This window comes from Sphingopyxis sp. YF1 (genome assembly GCF_022701295.1).
Classification (GTDB): Bacteria; Pseudomonadota; Alphaproteobacteria; order Sphingomonadales; family Sphingomonadaceae; genus Sphingopyxis.
Window position 1 is genome coordinate 4,276,344 of record NZ_CP033204.1, and the last position, 17,700, is coordinate 4,294,043.

14 protein-coding genes are annotated in these 17,700 nt (G+C 65.8%); 2 read left to right on the plus strand and 12 right to left on the minus strand.

From position 1 onward, the window contains the following. Nucleotides 1–42: 42 nt before the first annotated feature. From EAO27_RS20530 to EAO27_RS20570, 9 genes are all read right to left on the minus strand, one after another. On the minus strand, nucleotides 43–861 hold the full coding sequence (locus EAO27_RS20530) for a helix-turn-helix transcriptional regulator (protein ID WP_242775021.1): 819 nt from the start codon (nucleotides 859–861) through the stop codon (nucleotides 43–45). Nucleotides 862–905: 44 nt separating this feature from the next. Then, nucleotides 906–2,114 (minus strand): acyl-CoA dehydrogenase family protein, encoded by a 1,209-nt coding sequence (locus EAO27_RS20535; protein WP_242775025.1) that lies wholly within the window; start codon nucleotides 2,112–2,114, stop codon nucleotides 906–908. 7 nt (nucleotides 2,115–2,121) lie between these two features. Beyond that, nucleotides 2,122–3,270 carry a thiolase family protein gene (locus tag EAO27_RS20540; RefSeq protein WP_242775028.1) on the minus strand — a complete coding sequence of 383 codons (1,149 nt, stop codon included), beginning with the start codon at nucleotides 3,268–3,270 and terminating at the stop codon, nucleotides 2,122–2,124. Then, entirely contained in the window at nucleotides 3,267–3,659 is a 393-nt protein-coding gene (locus EAO27_RS20545) for an OB-fold domain-containing protein (protein ID WP_242775031.1), read from the minus strand. Before EAO27_RS20545 ends, EAO27_RS20540 begins: the two co-directional genes overlap by 4 nt. Continuing rightward, nucleotides 3,656–4,717: an acyl-CoA dehydrogenase family protein gene (locus EAO27_RS20550; RefSeq protein WP_242775034.1), complete on the minus strand. Its 1,062-nt coding sequence runs from the start codon at nucleotides 4,715–4,717 to the stop codon at nucleotides 3,656–3,658. Before EAO27_RS20550 ends, EAO27_RS20545 begins: the two co-directional genes overlap by 4 nt. Next, nucleotides 4,714–5,958: a cytochrome P450 gene (locus EAO27_RS20555; RefSeq protein ID WP_242775039.1), complete on the minus strand. Its 1,245-nt coding sequence runs from the start codon at nucleotides 5,956–5,958 to the stop codon at nucleotides 4,714–4,716. Before EAO27_RS20555 ends, EAO27_RS20550 begins: the two co-directional genes overlap by 4 nt. Nucleotides 5,959–6,033: 75 nt before the next feature. Further along, nucleotides 6,034–6,822: a ThuA domain-containing protein gene (locus tag EAO27_RS20560; RefSeq protein WP_242775054.1), complete on the minus strand. Its 789-nt coding sequence runs from the start codon at nucleotides 6,820–6,822 to the stop codon at nucleotides 6,034–6,036. Further along, nucleotides 6,819–7,835: an NADP-dependent oxidoreductase gene (locus tag EAO27_RS20565; RefSeq protein ID WP_242775057.1), complete on the minus strand. Its 1,017-nt coding sequence runs from the start codon at nucleotides 7,833–7,835 to the stop codon at nucleotides 6,819–6,821. The genes EAO27_RS20560 and EAO27_RS20565 overlap by 4 nt, the downstream gene beginning before the upstream one ends. Nucleotides 7,836–7,844: 9 nt before the next feature. Then, nucleotides 7,845–9,968: a molybdopterin-dependent oxidoreductase gene (locus EAO27_RS20570; protein ID WP_242775060.1), complete on the minus strand. Its 2,124-nt coding sequence runs from the start codon at nucleotides 9,966–9,968 to the stop codon at nucleotides 7,845–7,847. A gap of 118 nt (nucleotides 9,969–10,086) precedes the next feature. Here EAO27_RS20570 and EAO27_RS20575 point away from each other — a divergent pair, with 118 nt between their 5' ends. Beyond that, a complete protein-coding gene (locus EAO27_RS20575) occupies nucleotides 10,087–11,085 on the plus strand; it encodes an NADP-dependent oxidoreductase (protein WP_242775064.1) in 999 nt (332 codons plus the stop codon). A gap of 11 nt (nucleotides 11,086–11,096) precedes the next feature. After that, the gene (locus tag EAO27_RS20580) at nucleotides 11,097–11,906 is read left to right on the plus strand and encodes an SDR family oxidoreductase (protein ID WP_242775068.1); all 810 of its coding nucleotides are present in this window, start codon (nucleotides 11,097–11,099) and stop codon (nucleotides 11,904–11,906) included. Nucleotides 11,907–12,044: 138 nt separating this feature from the next. Here the strand turns inward: EAO27_RS20580 and EAO27_RS20585 are convergent, their stop codons facing one another. From EAO27_RS20585 to EAO27_RS20595, 3 genes are all read right to left on the minus strand, one after another. Continuing rightward, nucleotides 12,045–13,607 carry a fatty acid--CoA ligase gene (locus EAO27_RS20585; protein WP_242775071.1) on the minus strand — a complete coding sequence of 521 codons (1,563 nt, stop codon included), beginning with the start codon at nucleotides 13,605–13,607 and terminating at the stop codon, nucleotides 12,045–12,047. Nucleotides 13,608–13,620: 13 nt separating this feature from the next. Next, nucleotides 13,621–15,078: a carotenoid oxygenase family protein gene (locus EAO27_RS20590; protein ID WP_242775074.1), complete on the minus strand. Its 1,458-nt coding sequence runs from the start codon at nucleotides 15,076–15,078 to the stop codon at nucleotides 13,621–13,623. A gap of 110 nt (nucleotides 15,079–15,188) precedes the next feature. Further along, entirely contained in the window at nucleotides 15,189–17,579 is a 2,391-nt protein-coding gene (locus tag EAO27_RS20595) for a TonB-dependent receptor (RefSeq protein ID WP_242775090.1), read from the minus strand. Nucleotides 17,580–17,700 lie beyond the last annotated feature (121 nt).

A 17,700-nucleotide genomic window follows, 5' to 3' on the forward strand; every position in this document is an offset into this window, starting at 1 on the left:
GAAGATTGCCGCGTCGCCTTCGGCTCCTCGCAATGACGGTATTCAGCTGTTCGCCCCCAGATAGCCGAGCTGTCCCGCCTTGAAGATCGTTTGCGCGCGGTTGACCGAGTTCAGCTTCTCGCCCGCGCGGTGGACGTGATAGCGCACCGTCGCGTGGCTCAGCGAGATGATCATCCCGATCTCGCGGTCGGTCTTGCCGATCGCGGCCCAGCGCAGGCATTCGACCTCGCGCTTCGACAATTCACAGTCCGACGGGATCCGTCTTTTGGTCCGCATCGCCGAGGCATAACCGGCGATGAAGCGCCGCGTTGCAAGCGCCAGCGTGTCGCCGACGTCCGCAAACAGGTCGGATAGGTCGTCGATTTCGGGATCGTTCGGATGAAAGCTGTTCGCCGAAATCTGCCCGAACGGCAGGTGCACCGGAACGACGATCGCCGCCTTGTAGCGCGGGTTCGCGGCGAAGTAGCGCGCCGGGTCGATTTCATCGAGATAGGGATTGGGCTGCGCGGTGCGAAACCCGTTGCTGTTACACCAGAAGGGCTCGCTTTCGTAGCGGCACGAGCGCGGCAGCGGCGAATGGAGCGCCAGCCGGTGATCTTCCCACCAACGTTCGCCGTCGCCGAGCCAGCCGAACAGGTCGGCGGCAAGGACGGCGCCATCGGCGTCGACCATCGGCTCCTTCGAGGCGATGTCGTCGCACAGCGCGGCGCGCAGCCCATAGGCCGCCGCATAGTCGCGCAGCAGCACCGCGGCATCGTGGATATCCTCCACGCAGCGGATCGTGACCGCATCGACGAGCGTCCTTGCATCCATCGGGGGCGCGAACCCGTCGACCGGCAGTTTTTCTGCCTGTTCTCCCATGGCGGGGACTATTTCATAGTGGCTGGCAAGTCGCAATGCAGGAGTCATAAGCGGAGCACCGTCTTTGCTATGATGTTCTTCTGAACCTCGCTCGAACCGCCGAATACGGTCCAGGCACGACTGTTGAGATAGCGGGCGGCGGCAACCTGCGCGTCCTCGTCGCCGATCGGCGCGGGCGCTTCATTGCCGTAGAGCGGGCGGACGGTGGGCAGTTGCAGCCCGTCATAACCGTGGAGGTCCATCGCCAACCCGTCGATCCGCTGATGGATTTCGGACGAGAGCAATTTGACGAGCGAGGTCTGCGGCCCGGCGGGGCGGCCCTTGGCGATGTCGGCGAGGATACGCAGTTCGGTGGTTTCGAGCGCCTCGGCCTCGAGGCGCAGCTTTGCAATCCGCGTCGCGACCTGGACGTCGCCGCCGAGTGATCCGTTGTGCCCGCTCGGCGCGATGCCCGCGAGCTGTTCGAGATGATCGATCGCGCGGATCAGGCGCGGAGCGTGGAAGGAGCCGCCGCGCTCATTCTCGAGCAGGAATTTGGCGATCGTCCAGCCTTGCCCTTCCTCGCCGATGCGGTTGTCCACCGAAGTGCGCGCGCCGTCGAGGAAGACCTGGTTGACCTCGTGATCGCCCGCCATGGTGATGATCGGGCTGACCGTGACGCCGGGCTGGTCCATGGGAACGAGCAGGAAGCTGATCCCCGCCTGTTTCTTGACCTCGCTGTCGGTGCGGACAAGGCAGAAGATCCAGTTGGCGTGGTGCGCGTGGGTGGTCCAGATCTTCGAGCCGTCGACGACATAGTCGTCGCCGTCGCGCCGCGCGCGGGTGCGCAGCGACGCGAGGTCGGAGCCGCTCTGCGGTTCGGAATAGCCCTGGCACCAATAATCGGTCCCGGCGCGAATTGCGGGAAGGAAGCGATCCTTCTGCTCCTGCGTTCCGAAGGCGCAGATCACCGGACCGACGAGGCGCAGGCCGAGCACCGACAGCGCGGGCGCCCCCGCGATCGCGCATTCCTTTTCGAAGATATAGCGCTGCATCGGCGACCAGCCGGTGCCGCCGCAATCCTCGGGCCAGTGATAGGCGACCCAGCCCTTGTCGTTGAGGATGCGGTGCCAGACGAGGCCGATATCGGGTTCGACGAAGACCCCGGGGGTGCGCCGGGCGCCGTCGCGGACTTCGGGCGGCAGCGAGGTGCGAAGGAAGTCGCGGACCTCCTCGCGAAATTCGAGTTCTTCGGGGGTAAGATCGAGATCCATGTTTCCGCTAGCGTTCGAGGATCGCCACCGCCGACAGGCCGGGCGCGCCATAGACATGAGAATAGCCGACCCGCGGGCGGTTCGGCACCTGCCGTTCGCCGCCGCGGCCGCGGAGCTGCACGGTGTTTTCGTAAACCTGCCGGAGGCCGGAGGCGCCGATCGGTTCGCCGCACGCAAGGCAGCCGCCATCGGTGTTGATCGGCATCCTGCCGCCGATCTCGCTCCATCCTTCGGCGAGCCATTGTTCCTGCTCCCCGTCGGCGCAGAAGCCGTTTTCGGCCATGTGCATGATTTCGGCGCCGCTTTCGGTGTCCTGCAATTGCGCGACCGAGACGTCCTCGGGGCCGATGCCCGCCATTTCGAAGGCGGCCTTGCTGGCGATCTGGGTCGGCTTGCCGCCGCCATTGACGCTGATCGACGGCGCGAACACCTCGAACGATCCCTCGGGGCGGGTGCGGAAGGCGACGCTGGCGATGCGCACCGCGTCGGCGCCGAGTTCGCGGACCTTTTTGCCGCTCGCGAGGATCAGCGCGACCGCGCCCTCGGCGGGTGAGCAGAACATATATTTGGTCAGCGGATCGTTGACCATCGGCGCGTTCAGGATCGTGTCGAGATCGACCGGCGAACGCCGCCAGGCGTGGTCGCACAGCGTGCCGTTGCGAAACGCCTTTTCGGCGACGAGACCCAGAGTCCGCCGGCTGATCCCGTGGAGCGCCATGTAGCGCTGGATCTTGAGCGCGAAGAATTGCGTCGTCAGCATCATGCCCGTCTCGCCGTACCATTCGGGAAGGCCGTAATCGGACGGTTTGGCGTTGAAGGCGCCGCGCGGATGCTTGTCGAAGCCGACGGCGAGCGCGATGTCGCAAGCCCCGGCCGCGATCGCGTTGCGCGCCGCGGTCAGCGCGCTGCCGCCGGTCGCACAGCCGTTGGCGACGTTGATGAAGGGCACGCTCGTCAGCCCGAGCTCGTTGACCATGATGTCGGCGGAGCCGGCGGCAGCCGATCCACCATAGGCGAATTCGACGTCGCTCCATGCGACGCCCGCGTCGGCCAGCGCTTCGCGCACGGCATAGACGCCCTGATCGCGGCCCGAACGGCTGTCGGTACGGCCGAAGGGATGGATGCCCGCGCCGATGATATAGACGTCGTCACTCATGGCTGGCGCTCCGGACGAAAGGCATAGGTCGATCGGTGGTCGTCGAAGGCGACGACGACAAATTCCATCGGCATTCCGATCACAAGGTCGGCGGCGGTCGCATCGGCGATCCGCGTCTCGACGATCACCTCGCCGGGCAGCTCGACATAGCCGATCAGGAAGGGCTGGAAGGGCTGCGGGCCGCTGTACGGTTCCTTGGGTTCGAAGCCCTGCGTCGTCCACGACCAGAGCGTGCCGCGACGCGACAATGCGACGGGTTCGACCAGCGCGGCGGCGTCGCCTTCGGGAACGGGAAAGACGATCTCGCCGTCGGCGCGCCGTCCCCCGATCAGCCGCGGTTCGGGATCGTCGGTCCACAGGCCGGGTGCGATGGGGGCGAGGGTGCTCATGCCGCCCTCGCATAGCTGCGCAGGCAATGGTCCTGATCGCCGAAAAGCTTGTCGAGCAGCATGACGCGCTTCAGCGCATGGCCGATCGCGAGCTCGTCGGTCTGGCCCATGCCGCCGTGCATCTGTACCGCCTCCAGCCCGATGCGTGCCGCGGCTTCGCCGACGAAGGCCTTGGCGCCCGCAGCAATCCGGGGCCAGTTCGCATCGTCGGTTGTCGGGTCGAGCATTGCGGTGCGCAGCACCATCGACCGCGCCTGTTCGAGCGCGGCGTAACATTCGACGAGCCGGTGCTGGAGCGCCTGGAAACTGCCGATCGCGGCGCCGAACTGCTGGCGTTCGCCGACATAGGCGAGGGTGTCGTCGAACATCGTCTGTGCGAGTCCGACCATTTCTGCGGCGGCGAGCGTGCGGACGTCGCCGATGACGCGCCGGAATTTGGCGTCTGGCAGGTCGAAGATTTCGGCGAGCGTGCGGAGCAGGTCCACGGTGGAGGCATTCGAGCCGTCGATGACGGGATAGTCCTGCCGCACGATGCCGGCAGCGCTTTTCTCGACCTTGGCGAGTTTGTCGCCAGCGGCGGTGACGAGCACTATGTCGGCAAGCGGAGCGCCGAGGACGAAGGTCTTGGCGCCCGCGACCTGATTGGCCTCGGTCTTGGTACCGATGGCTTCGGTTTCGTAGCGGCGTCCGGGTTCGGCGAAGGCGACCGCTGCGAACTGCGTCCCGGTGGCCAGTTCGCCGACCAGGGCGCCATCGCCCGCCGCTGCGGCGAGCCGGATCGGCAGCACGCCATTTTCGAGCCACGGGTCGATCGCGAGTCCCTTGCCGAGCGCTTCGGCGACGAGTGCAAGGTCGACCATCGTGCCGCCCATGCCGCCCATCGTTTCCGGCGCGGCGAGCGCGAGCAGGCCGAGATCGGCGACGTCCCGCCAGCGCGCGCGCGAATAACCGCCCTCGGTCCGCCGCATTGCATGCCGCGCGGCAATGTCGACCGGACCCAGAAAGCGCCCGATCGTGTCGCGCGTCAGCTGCTGGCCTTCGTCGAGGTCGAAATTCATGCCCGCCGCCCGAAGCTGATGGGCAGCGTGGTGAGCCCGCGCAGCAGCATGTTCGGCGGCCAGCTCGGCACATGTCCCTCGGCGACGCGGAAATCGGTCAGGCGCTTCAGCAGTTCCGTATAGGCGACCGCCATTTCCTTGCGGCTCAGCATGTTGCCGACACACATATGGATGCCCTTGCCAAAGGCGAGGTGGCTGCGCGCATTGGCGCGCTCGATGTCGAACCGGTCGGGATCGGGATATTTGGTCGGATCGCGGTTTGCCGCGGCATAGCGCAGCTGCACCATGGCACCCCTGGGAATTTTGACCCCGCCGAGTTCGGCGTCCTTCAGCACCATGCGCCACATGCCCGCGGTCGGGCTTTCGATGCGCAGAACCTCTTCGACGAGGTTGATGATCGCGCGCTCATTGCCCTCGTCGGCGGCGGCGACGGCCTTGGCCATCTGGTCGGGGTTTTCGATCAGCTGGAGCAGCCCGCCGGCGAGCGCCGAAGTCGTCGTTTCGTTCCCCGCGACCATCAGTTGCTGCATGATCGACAGGATCTCGGCATCCTCGAGCGGGCGTTCGCCGTCGACTTCGGCATGGACGAGGTCGGAGAGCAGGTCGTCGGTGCGGTTCGCGCGGCGTTCGTCGATCTTGGCCTTCATATAATGCTGGAACTCGACGACCTCGCGCGCGCATTCGAGTTCGCGTTCCTTGGGGATCATGCGCCCGAGCCGGTCGACGAAGGCGTCGGACCAGCGCTTCACGCGATCGAGGTCGTTCTCCATGCCGATCTGGCTCGCGATCATCGCGACGGGCAGCGGGATGCCGAAATCGCGGACGAAGTCGGCCTCGCCTTTTGCGGCCATTTTTTCGATCAGGTCGATCACGACCCCCCGCATCTCCTCCTCGATCGCGGCGACGCGCTTCATCGAGAAGGCGAGGTTGACGAGCTTGCGAAAGCGCGTGTGGACCGGCGGGTCGGCGGTGAGCAAAGTGTCGACCTGCGGCCACCCCCCGGACAGGATCGCGGCGACGTCGCCGTCCTCGGCCATCGCGCCCGACAATGTGCCCTGGAAATTGTTCGAGAAAGTCTCGACCTCACCGGTCGCCTGCGCACAAAGGTCATAGGAGAGGACGAGGAACATTCCCTCGGACAGTTGGACGACGGGGCTTTTCGCCATCCAGGCGCGATAATAGTCGAACGGGTCGGCGATGACCTGCGGGTCGAAAAAACTGCCTGCGGCGATAGTGTTCACGCGCCTCTTCCCTCGATCTTCTCTTTATACGCGCAACTATATGCAGCGGCTCCCGGCACGCGATGCACACTTTCGTTAGGCGCGTGGCGGGGCCGCGGCGACATGGTCGAGCGCGTTGGCGATCAGACGGCGGATGTTCGGGTCGGCGTAGGTCGCCGGGCCGTCGCCCGGCTGGAGATAGACGAGGCGTCCGGCGCCGACGGGTTTTTCCCACGCGATCAGGTCGCTTTCGGGGCGATGCGCCCAACCGTCATTGCTGAACATCCGTCCCGCGACAGCCTGCGCCGCCGAATAGAAATTGTCGCGGACGAAGGCGTGATCAGCGCGGAGGAGAGGGGTCACGGCGCCCCATATCGGTGCCAGATAGAGTTCGTCACAGAGTGGAAAGCGCGAAGGCAGACCAGCCGTCACCGGATGTGTGGGGTCGAGTATGACGGCATCGTAGCGGACGTCGTGACGATAGCCCGAGTCGAGATGGGTCTCACCGTTCGCGACGCCTGGCGCATAGAGGAAGCGCCCGCCGAGCATGTCGGCCCATTCGGGCCATTCGGCCCAGCCGGCGATCGCATGGTGCATCGCGACCGCGCCGCCGCCGCGCGCGAAAAAGTCGGTGATCGCGCGGCGATAGGTGAAGGACGGAGGGCGTGTTGCGGCCCGCCCGTCACCGAAGCTGTAGCCGGGCATGTCGTAGAAGAGGATCGCGTCGGCACCGGTCGCGGCGCCTGCGGCGACCGCCGTTTCGGCTTCGGGATGGATCAAGTGGGTGATCGTCCAGCCATCGAGACTTTCAAGCAGTTCGGTAAAGGGGGCGGCCTCGAAGGGATGGCCGCCTGACAGGACGAGAAGGCTGCGCGACCCGGTCATGCGATCTTCAGTATCATTTTGCCCTGATTGCTTCCGGCAAACAGGCGCATGAAGGCGTCGAAGCTGTTTTCGAGGCCTTCGTCGATATGTTCGTCAGCGACGAGTTCGCCCTGTTGCAGCCAGCCCGCCATTTCGGCTCCTCCCTCTGAAAAACGCGCAATATAGTCGGCGACGAGCAGACCCCGGATCGAGGCGCGATGCACGATCAATTGCCAGATGTTGCGCGCGCCGATCTTTTCGACGCTGTTATACTCGCTGATCAGCCCGCACAGTCCGACTCGCGCGCCGTGTCGCAGATTGTTGAGGCCCGCGTCGAGGATGTCGCCACCGACATTTTCGAAGATGATATCGACCCCGTCGGGGGCTTCGGCGCGGATCGCGTCGGTCAGCGCCGCAAGGTCCTTGCCGCGATAGTCGATCGCGGCGTCGAAGCCGTAGCGATCGATCAGCCTGGCGCACTTCTCGGGTCCGCCCGCGATGCCGATGACCTTGCTCGCGCCCTTGATCTTGGCAATCTGCCCGACGAGCGAGCCGACCGCGCCCGCCGCGCCGGTGACGAGCACGATATCGCCGGGTTTGGGTTCGCAGACGTCGATATAGCCGAAATAGGCGGTCATCCCGACCGCGCCCAGAACTGACAGATAGTTGGTGACCGATGGCACGAGGCTCGCATCGATCACCTGGGTAAAGCCGCCCGCGACGCCGACCGAATAATCCTCGATCGCGTTGAGGCCGAGCACCCATTGGCCGGGTGCGAAACCCTCGGCCCGGCTCGCTTCGACGACGCCCACCGTCGTCGCGCGCACCGGCGTGCCGAGCGGGATCGGCGGCATATAGCTCGGCGCATCGTCCATCCAGCCGCGGATCGCGGGGTCGAGCGAGGCATAATGGTTGCGGATCAGGAATTCGCCGTCTGCGAGTTCGGGCGTTGCTTCGGTCACGAGCGAGAAATCTTCCCGTACGGGTTCGCCATCGGGCCGGCGGACGAGCAGGAAGCGGCGGTTGTCGGGCATGAAAACTCCTCAGGCGGGAACGATGGAGACCGGGATCGCGCTTTGCAGCGACTGGCCGGTGATGGTGTCGTAGCGGGCGCTTTCGCTGACGAGGCGGTTGGTCGAGACGCCATGCTCATGGACGCCGTCGGGACCGATGTCGGGGCCGCCGAAGGCATGCGCCATCGACACGACGCCGGGGCGCATATTCTCCGCCGCGCGCGCGACCGCGACGACCTCGCCTGCCGCCGAACGGATGCGCACGGTGTCGCCGTCGCTGCATGGGATGCGCGCGAGATCGTCGGGATGCAGGAACGCCGGGTTAGTCGTGCGCCTGGCGCGCAGCGCGGGCAGATTCTGTCCGGTCGAATTGAAGCGGTGGCGGCTGCGGCGCGACACCATGCGCCAGGGGAAGTCGGGCGTCGGCTGGTCGGCATCGGCATAGGCGATGAGCTGGTCGGGCATCCTGCCCGCCGTCAGGTCGAAACGGCCGGGCGCATCGGGATCGCCCGCCTCGACCACCGGGTGGAGGTCGGCATAGATCACCGCCTTGCCGTCGACCGTATCGCGGCGCACCTTGCTTGGCAGGGCCGCGCAGCCCGCGACCATCAGGTCGAGGAAGGCCTCCTTGGTGGGGCGTTCATCCATCGGGCAGGCGCCGCCCGCGAGCGGCAGGCCGGTGCCGAGACGGTGCGCAAGTTCCCAGAGCATCTCCCACTCCTCGAGCAGCCCTGCGGGCGCGTCGATCATCGCCTCGGTATAGCGGGCATAGGGGATTTCGTACCACCATTCGCTGAGGTTGCTGATGTCCTCGCGTTCGAGGCACATCTTCGGCGCGAGGATGTAATCGGCGCGCTTTGCGGTCGCCGACGCGGCGTTGACGTCGATCGAGACGAGCAACTCGAGACCGTCGATCGCGCGCGTCATCTTGTCCTGGTCGGGGAAGGCGACCACCGGATTGCCGCCGATCACGATCAGCGCGCGCACCTGCCCCTCGCCGGGCGTCAGCATCTCGTCGGCGAGGACGTTGCACGGCATCTCCATGCCGAGATGCGTCAGCCCGCGGAAACGCGAGGCGGGGAAACCCTCGCCATAAAGCGCCATCGGCGGCGCGACCTGCGCCCGGCGCGGTGTGACGGGGGTGAAGACGCGCGGGATCGAGCTCAACTCTCCCTCGCGGCAAAAGCGCCCGCAGAGGATGTTGAGCGCCGAGACGAGATATTGGGTGAGCGTGCCGTTGCCCGCCATCTCGGGCCCGGTGCCCGTCGAGACGACGCCTTTCGTGCCGTTCGCGAACATGCGCGCTGCGGCGACGAGCTGGCTTTCCTCGACCCCCGCGCGCGCGGCGGCGACGTCGGGGGTGAAGGGCGCGACCGCGCGCTGCAGTTCGTCGAGGCCATCGACATAGCGCTGGACAAAGGCCTTGTCGGTGAGGCCTTCGGCGAGGATGACGTGGATGATCCCCGCAAGCAGCGCGGGATCCTCGCCCGGCCGCACGGGCAGGTGGATATGCGCGAGCGCCGCGACGTCGCTCTGCCGCGGGTCGGCGACGATCAGCTTCAGGCCGCCTTCGAGCGCATCGCGCAGGCGGCGCGAGGGCGAGAAGGGCGGCAGCCCGCCCGGCGGACCGTAGTGCGAGACGATCGGGTTGTTGCCGATGAAGAAGGCGACGTCGGCATCGGCGAAGCTGTGCATTCCGCCCATCCAGCTGCCGTAGCGCATCGTCGTATAGACTTTCGCGGGCTGGTCGAGCGTGACCGAGGTGTAGATGTTGCGCGTGCCGAGCCCCTGCGCGAAGGCCATCGCGCTGCCGACCCCGGCGCTGTTCTGGAAGGCGTAGGTGCCACCATAGACGGCGACGGCGTGCGGTCCATGCTCGGCAACGATCGCGCCGAGCGTTGCCGCGATCTCGTCGAGCGCAGCGTCCGTCGCAATGTCCTCGAACGTGCCATCGACGCGCTTCTGCGACACCGTCAGCCGCTGCGGGCCGTGATGCGCCTCGGCGAGCTGGCGACCCTTGATGCAGGTATAGCCGCCGAACACCGGGTCGTTGGGGTCGCCCTGCACCTTGGTGACGCGGCCGTCGTCGACCGTGACCAGCATCGCGCAATTGGCATGGCAGAAGCGGCAGAAACTGCGGCGGACTTCGGGCATCGTCTCTCTCCCTTGATGACACCCTAGGCCGCGGGCGCTCCCGATCGACTGGCACTTTTGGCGGTGGCTGGCGGCGGGGGGCAGGCGCAGTTTCGCGGCATCAACAGGGAGAGTATCGATGCCGACATCGCGCCAATGGCTGCTGAACGGACATCCGCGCGGGCGCGGGATCGAGGACGGTGACTTCCGGCTCGTCGAGACCGAAATCGTCGCGCCGGGCGATGGCGAGTTACTGCTTCGGACGCTCTATCTCGGCTTCGATCCGGCGCAGAAGGGCTGGATGGAGAATATCGCCGACTATGTCGCGCCGATGGCGATCGGCGACGTGATGCGCGGCAGCGCGATCAGCGAAGTCGTCGAGAGCGAGCACCCGGGCTTTGCCGCCGGTGACCTCGTCATGGGATCGACCGGCTGGACCGAATGGCATGTGTCGAACGGCGAGGGGCTGGTGAAGATCGACACGCAATTGCCGCCGACTGCGATGCTGTCGGTGCTGGGAACCACGGGCGTCACCGCTTATTGCGGCCTGTTCAAGGTCGGGCGACCGGTCGCGGGTGATACGGTGCTCGTGTCGGGGGCGGCGGGGGCGACGGGATCGGTCGTCGGACAGCTTGCCAGGATTGCCGGATGCAGGGCGGTCGGGATCGCCGGGGGCGAGGACAAGTGCCGCTGGCTCGTCGAGGAGGCGGGTTACGACGCCGCGATCGACTACAAGGCGGGCGAGGTGCGGCGGCAGATCCGCGAACATTGCCCCGGCGGCGTCAATGTCGTCTTCGATAATGTCGGCGGCGCGATCCTCAACGACATGCTCGGCGAGATCGCGACCGGCGCGCGCGTCGCGGTGTGCGGCGGGATCAGCCGCTACGAGATGGGGACGCTGCCCGCCGGACCGCAGAATTATTTCAACCTGATCTTCCGCCGCGGCTCGATGGCGGGCTTCATCGTGCTCGACTGGGCGAGCGAGTTTCCGGAGATCCGCAAGCGGCTCGAGGGCTTCGTTCTCGACGGGCGCCTGACCTATCGCGAGGATGTGCAGCACGGGTTCGAGAATGCGCCCGATACGCTGAAGCGCCTGTTCAGCGGGCAGAACCGCGGCAAACAACTCTTGAAGCTCTGAAGGAGATCGACATGGGCAGGCTGACCGGCAAGCGCGCCGTCATCATCGGCGCGGCATCGACGGGAAATATGGCGCAGACGACCGCGCGCCTCTTTGCACGCGAGGGCGCGACCGTGATGGTCGCGGGGCGCAAGGCCGAACCGCTCGAAGCGCTGGCGGGAGAGATCGGTGGTCATGCCGCGCTCTGCGATATCACTGACCGGGCGTCGGTTTTTGCGCTCGCCGATGCGGCGAAGGCGAAGATGGGTGGGGTCGATATCGCGATGAACGCGAGCGGTTGGGGATTGCTCAAGCCTTTGCTCGACGTCACCGAGGAAGAACTGGCCGCAATCGTCGCGCTCCAGTTCACCGGCGTGCATCATTTCCTCCAGGCGTTCGTCGGCGCGATGCTGGCGAACGAGCCGAGCGGCGGATCGATCATCCAGATATCGTCGGCGACGACGCGCTCGCCGATCAGCAATCACGCCGCTTACATCGGAACCAAGACGGGGTCGGAGGCGCTGATCCGCTGCGTTGCCAATGATTTCGGCGCGGCAGGCATCCGTGCGAATATCGTCTCGCCGGCGTTCACCGAATCGCCGATGACCGAGGGCGCCTTCGCGACGCCGGGATTGGTCGACGCCTTCCTGCCGCGCTATCCGCTGGGTCGGCTCAACACGGCGCAGGATGTCGCGAATGCATGTTTGTGGCTTGCGAGCGACGAGGCGTTCGTGACCGGTGAGAATCTGCAGCCGAATGGCGGGCTGGCGCTGCGGGGGAATCCGCAGGAAGGTGACATTGCGGCAGCGGTGGGCGCGGCGATGGCGAAGCTGCAAGCCTGAAATCCTCCCTGTCGCGAAGCGATGGGGAGGTGGCAGCGCGAAGCGCTGACGGAGGGGCAATACGCAACGATGCTAGCCCCTCCACCACTCGCTTTGCGAGCGGTCCCCCTCCCCATGGCTTCGCGACAGGGAGGATTCTCAGCCGATCTGCCGCTCGCGGCCTTCCCAATAGGGCGCGCGCAGTTCGCGGCGAAGGATCTTGCCCGAAGGGTTGCGGGGCAGCGCGGGGATGAAGTCGACCGACTTCGGGCATTTATACCCAGCGATCCGCTCGCGGGCCCAGGTGATGATCTCGTCTGCGTGGGCGCTCTGGCCCTCGCGCAGCACGACGCAGGCCTTCACCGCCTCGCCCCATTTCGCGTCGGGGACGCCGACCACCGCGACATCGGCGACGGCGGGGTGGCCATAGATCGCATTCTCGACCTCGGCCGGATAGACATTCTCGCCGCCCGAGATGATCATGTCCTTCACCCGGTCGTGGAGGTAGAAATAGCCGTCCTCGTCGGTGTAGCCGGCGTCGCCGGTGCGCAGCCAGCCGCCCGCGTCGATCGTCTCTGCGGTCGCTTCGGGTCGTCCCCAATATTCGCGCATATTCGCCTGCGCGCGGATCGCGATCTCGCCGATTTCGCGCGGCGGCAGGACATGGCCGTCGCCGTCGATCACCCGCATCTCGACCCCGCGCAGTGGCTTGCCGACCGAACGCATGCGTTCGTTGCCGGCGGGGTCATGATCCTCGGGCGGCAGCGCGGCGATCGTGCCCGAGGTCTCGGTCATGCCGTACATCTGGACGAAGCCGCACTGGAAGATGTCGATGCACTGGCGCAGCAGGTCGAGCGGGATCGGCGAGGCGCCATAGGCGATGTGACGGAGCCGCGAGAAATCGACCTCGCGCGCCCGCGGCTGATTGACGATGATCTGCATCGCCGCGGGCACCATGAAGATTTTCGAGATGCCATAGGCCTCGATCAGGTCGAGCACCCCGCCGGGATCGAACTCGCGCGTGATGACGCCGGTCGCGCCGTTGGTCATGACGGTGATGCCGTATCCGGTGCCGCCGATATGGAAGCAGGGCATGGCGACGAGGCCGACGTCATCCTCGTCCCAGCGTTCCCAGTCGGCCTGCAGCGCCGGGTCGCGGTCGAGCTTCGAGCGCAGCACCGATCCGTTGGTGAGCACCGCGCCCTTGGGCTTGCCGGTGGTGCCCGAGGTGTACATCTGGATCACCGCGTCGCTCTCGCCGCGCGGGATGCCGGGATCGGTGGCGGGAAAGTCGTCGCGCCAGGCCCGGTAATCGCCCTCGACCGCGATGACATGCTCGACGCCTGGAAACGCATGGCGGTTCGCCGCGACCAGGTCGGTGAACTCGGGCCCGACGCACAATATGCGCGCGCCGCAATTGTCGATGATCCACGCGATCTCGGGCACCGCGAGCCGCCAGTTGACCGGCGTCATGACGCCGCCGGCCTTGGCGACCGCCACCATCAGCTCGAAATAGAGATCGCTGTTCTTGCCGAGATAGGCGACGCGGTCGTCGGGTTCCAGCCCGATCGCGATCAGTGCGTTGGCGGCGCGGCTGCTGTTCGCATCGAAGTCGGCGTTGCGCGTCGTCCGGCCCTCGAAATGAAAGAGGATCTTGTCGGGGCGCTCGTGCGCGTTCCGCCGCGCGACATCGGCGACGCGTTCAAATGCTGCGACCTTCACGGGTCTTCTCTCCCTATGCTGCGCCGAGCGCCTGCCGATAGAGCATGGAGTCGGCGGCGTAGAAATTGCAATGGAAACCCGACGGTACACGGAACGGGACATGCACAAGCGCGACCGGACCCGCCGCGATGTCGAGCGCGTCGAAGATCGCGAGTTCGCTCGTCGCAGCGCCGGCGCGGTGGATGAGGGTCATCGCATAGCCGTCGCCTTCGCCAGCAGCGCCCATCTTCGGCGCGAAGATCAGTTCGCCGCACGCCGCTCCGTTGCCGAAATGATAGAAATCCTCCTTGCCGCTCACCGTGTCGAAGCGCAGCACGCCATCCATCCCCTCGGCACGGCCGTCGCGACTGTTCAGGTTGATATTCGCAAAGCTGTGGCGCGAGGCGCGGGTCATGAAGCGGTCGTCGGGACGCGGGAACTGGATGTCGCGGTCGTTGAGCGTTTCTTCGGTGATCCATGTCCCGTTGCCATTGGTGCCGGGGTCGATCGTCCAGCGCCGCAGGCTCTGCTGCGTGTCGCCATGCGTCTTTTTCACCCCCGTCTCGTCGGGGAAGAGCGCGGTGCCGTTGGCGGCGGCGACGTCGGCGACGATCTTGCCGTCCTGTTCCCACACATTGAGTTCGTGGAACATGTGACGGGGTTCATAATCGAACCAGCGAAGGTCGCTCGCCGATCCTTCGCGCGGCATCACCCCGAATTTGGTCGGGCGGCCGTTGACCCAGGCGGTCATCGGTCCGCCCTTCATGAACCGGCCGAGGTCGGCGTCGATCGGGATCACCGGGAAGACGACCCAATTCTCGGTCAGGAAGAAAGTATGCATCAGCGCGTTGTGCGGCATGTCGATGATCTCGGCCTTGCGCACGCTGCCGTCGGCGGCGATCACGTCGTAACGCAATTGCGGCGCCCCCATCGGGCCGTTGATCGCCATGCCGATGTTGATAAGTTCGCCGCTATAATGGTCGATCTTGGGGTGGGCGGAAAAGGTCGTGGTGATCGTCCCGCCATAATGTTCCTCGCCCAGCGTCTCCAGCGTGCGCGGGTCGAGTTCGACCGCAGGCGCCCCCTCCATCAGCGCGAGCAATTTGCCGCCATGGACGATGATATTGGTATTGGCGGTGTTGTAGCGCTTTCCCTGCACCGACGGATCGGCGGTCATCGGGTTGCCGAACATGCCGAACAGGCGCTTGCCCGCCGCCTTCTCCAGCTCGAACTTCTCGGTCCGCACCCAGCGGTTGAGCATCGACGCGCGGCCGCCCTCGATGTGAAAGGCATAGACCATGCCGTCGCCGTCGAACCAGTGATACTCACCTTCGCGCGTCGGATAGAGCGGCTCGGGCCCGTTGCGATAGAAGACGCCGACGAGATCGGCCGGGATTTCGCCCTCGACGATCAGGTCGGGCGCCGTCGCCTCGAACCGCACCGGCTGGTGATGGCCCGACAGATAGGGGTGGTCGAAAAAGGCCTGCGTCATCTGGGTTCCCCCGACATACTGGTGTGATCCATCAAACAAGGGGCGGTGCAATGCGCCGCCCCCCGTCCCCCTTTTCGTCTCGCCGTGCCCGTGGCGGGCACGGCCGTTCGTCAGAATTTGAAGCCGAGTTCCACGCCATAGGTGCGCGGCTGGATCGCCGCGCCAAAGGTGAAGAGACCCGCCACCGGCAGGGTCGACGACAGGCCCTTGTGGTTGGTGAGGTTGCGGCCGAACAGCGCGAGGCTGACTTCGCGTCCTTCGCCGAGGAAATGCGTGTAGCCGATCTGCGCCGACAGATTTTCCCGGTTTTCGGTGAAGCAGCGATTGTCGTTGGTCACCGCGCCGGGGACGACCGGACGGTTCGGTGCGATGCAGGTCACATATTTGCTCTGGTAGCGCAGCAGGGTCGAGGCATCGATCCGGCCCGAGCTGATTTCCTTGCTGTAGTTCAGCCCCGCCGACCATTGATATTTGGGGGCGCGGCGCAGCGTCAGCGTCGACACGTCGTCGGGGATGCCGTCGGCGGCGCTGCCGGTGGTCAGCCCGACGATGTCGTTGAAGAAACTCTTGTACTTGGCGTCGGTGTAGCTGAACGACGCGTTGAAGCTGAACGCGTCGGACATCTGCGCGATGATCTCGGCCTCGAAGCCCTTGATGTCGGCGGACGAGGCGTTTTTCACCACGGTTTCCTGCGGGCTCGACGAACCCGGCGGCGACGGTTGCACCACCTCTTCCTGCTTGTTGTTATATTTGGTGTAATAGAAGGCGAGGTTGGTGCGCAGCGTGCGGTCGAGCCAGTCGGCCTTGAGCCCCACCTCATAGGCGTCGACCGTCTCGGGCTGGTACGGCCCGAGCGAGGTCGGCGACGCCGCGCGGCCGTTGAAGCCGCCCGAGCGGAAACCGCGCGAGAAGGAGGCATAGGCCAGCTTGCCCGGTTCGATCGTATATTCGGCATTGGCGCGCCAGGTGAATTTTCCGAAGCTGTCGCTGCCCGAGCAATTGTTGGCAGGGGCGTAGACGGGAATGACCACGCCGGGTGCCGGGCTGGTCGTGCCGGTCACCGCGACGCAGCTCGTGCCGTCGAAGGTCGGCTGGGTCAGGCGGACGAGCGCTCCGATGCGGCCGTAATTGTTGAAGATCGACTTTTTGTCGTCGGTGTAGCGCGCGCCCACCGAGATCTTGAACTGGTCCGACAGGCTGATCTGCGCGTCGGCGAAACCGGCATAGGATTTGGCGTGATGGTCGACATATTGGCGGAGCACCGCGGTCGAGCCCTGGCCGAGGACGACGCCGAAATTGGTCGATTGGTCGAGCGTGTAACTGCTGTTGAAATAATAGCCGCCGACCAGCAGGTTCACCATGTCGAAGTCGGCGAGCAGGCGGACCTCCTGGCTGAACTGCTTGTAGCGCTGGTCGCGCTTCGTCTCGAAGAAATTGACCGAGCTGGCGTCGAAGTCCTGCGTCACCGATTCCTTGTTCTTGATGTAACCGGTGACCGACGAGAGCGTGAGATTGTCGCTGAGTTCGATGTCGATGTTGCCGGTGATGCTGTCCGCATCGTTGCGCACCGGGGTCTCGATGCTGCTGTAGGTGGTGTAGAGGCCGCGGTGCGGCTGGGTCGAACGGTTGCACTCGGCGGCCGGAGAGAAGCCCGGCGCGCCGGGAGCGGCGCAGACGACGTCGCGGCCGGTTTCGGACAGCGGCGCAACGATCGTCTCCCCGCGTTCGCGGCTGTGCTGATAGGTGATCTGCGCACTGATCGTGTCGCTGGGGGTGATCAGCGCGGTGACGCCGCCAGTCAGCGTCTCATAGGCACCCTCGCGCTTGTTCTTGGTGACGTTGAAATAATAGCCGTCGGTTTTGTCGTAATAGCCGAAGGCCTTCAATGCGATGAAGTCGCCGAGCTTGCCGGTGTTGACGACGAGGCGGCCGCGCTTGGTATCGAAATTGCTGTAGGCGAACTGACCGCGCACGCCGAAATCGTCGGTCGGCTTGGTGCGCGTCACGTTGATCACGCCGCCGATGGTGTTGCGGCCGAACAAAGTGCCCTGCGGTCCGCGCAGCACTTCGAGCCGTTCGAGGTCGAAGCTGTCGAGCAGCTGGCCGGTGTTGGTGCCGATGAAGACACCGTCGACGACGACGCCGACCGCGGGGTCGAAGCTCTTTTCGATATCCTCGAAGCTGATCCCGCGGATCGAGATCGCCGCGGCGCTGGGGCCGGCGCCGACTGAGTCGACGACGAGGCTGGGAACGCGGCCGGCGATGTCGCGGATGTCGTCGATCGTTGCCGATTCGAGCGCGGTCTGGTCGAGTGCGGTGACCGCGATCGGGATCGACTGGACGCTCTCCTGGCGCTTCTGCGCGGTGACCACGATCTCGCGGAGCGCGCTGCCGCTGTCGTCCGCGGCGGCCTCCTGCGCGAGCGCCGGCGTGGCGATGGCAAGCGCGGCGAGCGACACGGTCGCGTAGACGGCGGGCAGCATTCGGGCATGCGTGGTCATCGTCAATCCTCCCTCTCGCGCCGGCGCATAGGCTCGCCGGTCACGTTGGAGCGGAAGGTCCGCTTAATGTCCCGATTCAACAATCATCAAAAATATCAGGCATGCCGTAACGGCCGGAAAC

Excerpts from the sequence above, each read along its gene's own strand:
- EAO27_RS20560 (WP_242775054.1), bottom strand. The coding sequence starts at position 6,822 with ATGACCGGGTCGCGCAGCCTTCTCGTCCTGTCAGGCGGCCATCCCTTC.
- EAO27_RS20535 (WP_242775025.1), bottom strand. The coding sequence starts at position 2,114 with ATGGATCTCGATCTTACCCCCGAAGAACTCGAATTTCGCGAGGAGGTC.
- EAO27_RS20565 (WP_242775057.1), bottom strand. The coding sequence starts at position 7,835 with ATGCCCGACAACCGCCGCTTCCTGCTCGTCCGCCGGCCCGATGGCGAA.
- EAO27_RS20575 (WP_242775064.1), top strand. The coding sequence starts at position 10,087 with ATGCCGACATCGCGCCAATGGCTGCTGAACGGACATCCGCGCGGGCGC.
- EAO27_RS20595 (WP_242775090.1), bottom strand. The coding sequence starts at position 17,579 with ATGACCACGCATGCCCGAATGCTGCCCGCCGTCTACGCGACCGTGTCG.
- EAO27_RS20545 (WP_242775031.1), bottom strand. The coding sequence starts at position 3,659 with ATGAGCACCCTCGCCCCCATCGCACCCGGCCTGTGGACCGACGATCCC.
- EAO27_RS20540 (WP_242775028.1), bottom strand. The coding sequence starts at position 3,270 with ATGAGTGACGACGTCTATATCATCGGCGCGGGCATCCATCCCTTCGGC.
- EAO27_RS20590 (WP_242775074.1), bottom strand. The coding sequence starts at position 15,078 with ATGACGCAGGCCTTTTTCGACCACCCCTATCTGTCGGGCCATCACCAG.
- EAO27_RS20530 (WP_242775021.1), bottom strand. The coding sequence starts at position 861 with ATGGGAGAACAGGCAGAAAAACTGCCGGTCGACGGGTTCGCGCCCCCG.
- EAO27_RS20570 (WP_242775060.1), bottom strand. The coding sequence starts at position 9,968 with ATGCCCGAAGTCCGCCGCAGTTTCTGCCGCTTCTGCCATGCCAATTGC.
- EAO27_RS20550 (WP_242775034.1), bottom strand. The coding sequence starts at position 4,717 with ATGAATTTCGACCTCGACGAAGGCCAGCAGCTGACGCGCGACACGATC.
- EAO27_RS20580 (WP_242775068.1), top strand. The coding sequence starts at position 11,097 with ATGGGCAGGCTGACCGGCAAGCGCGCCGTCATCATCGGCGCGGCATCG.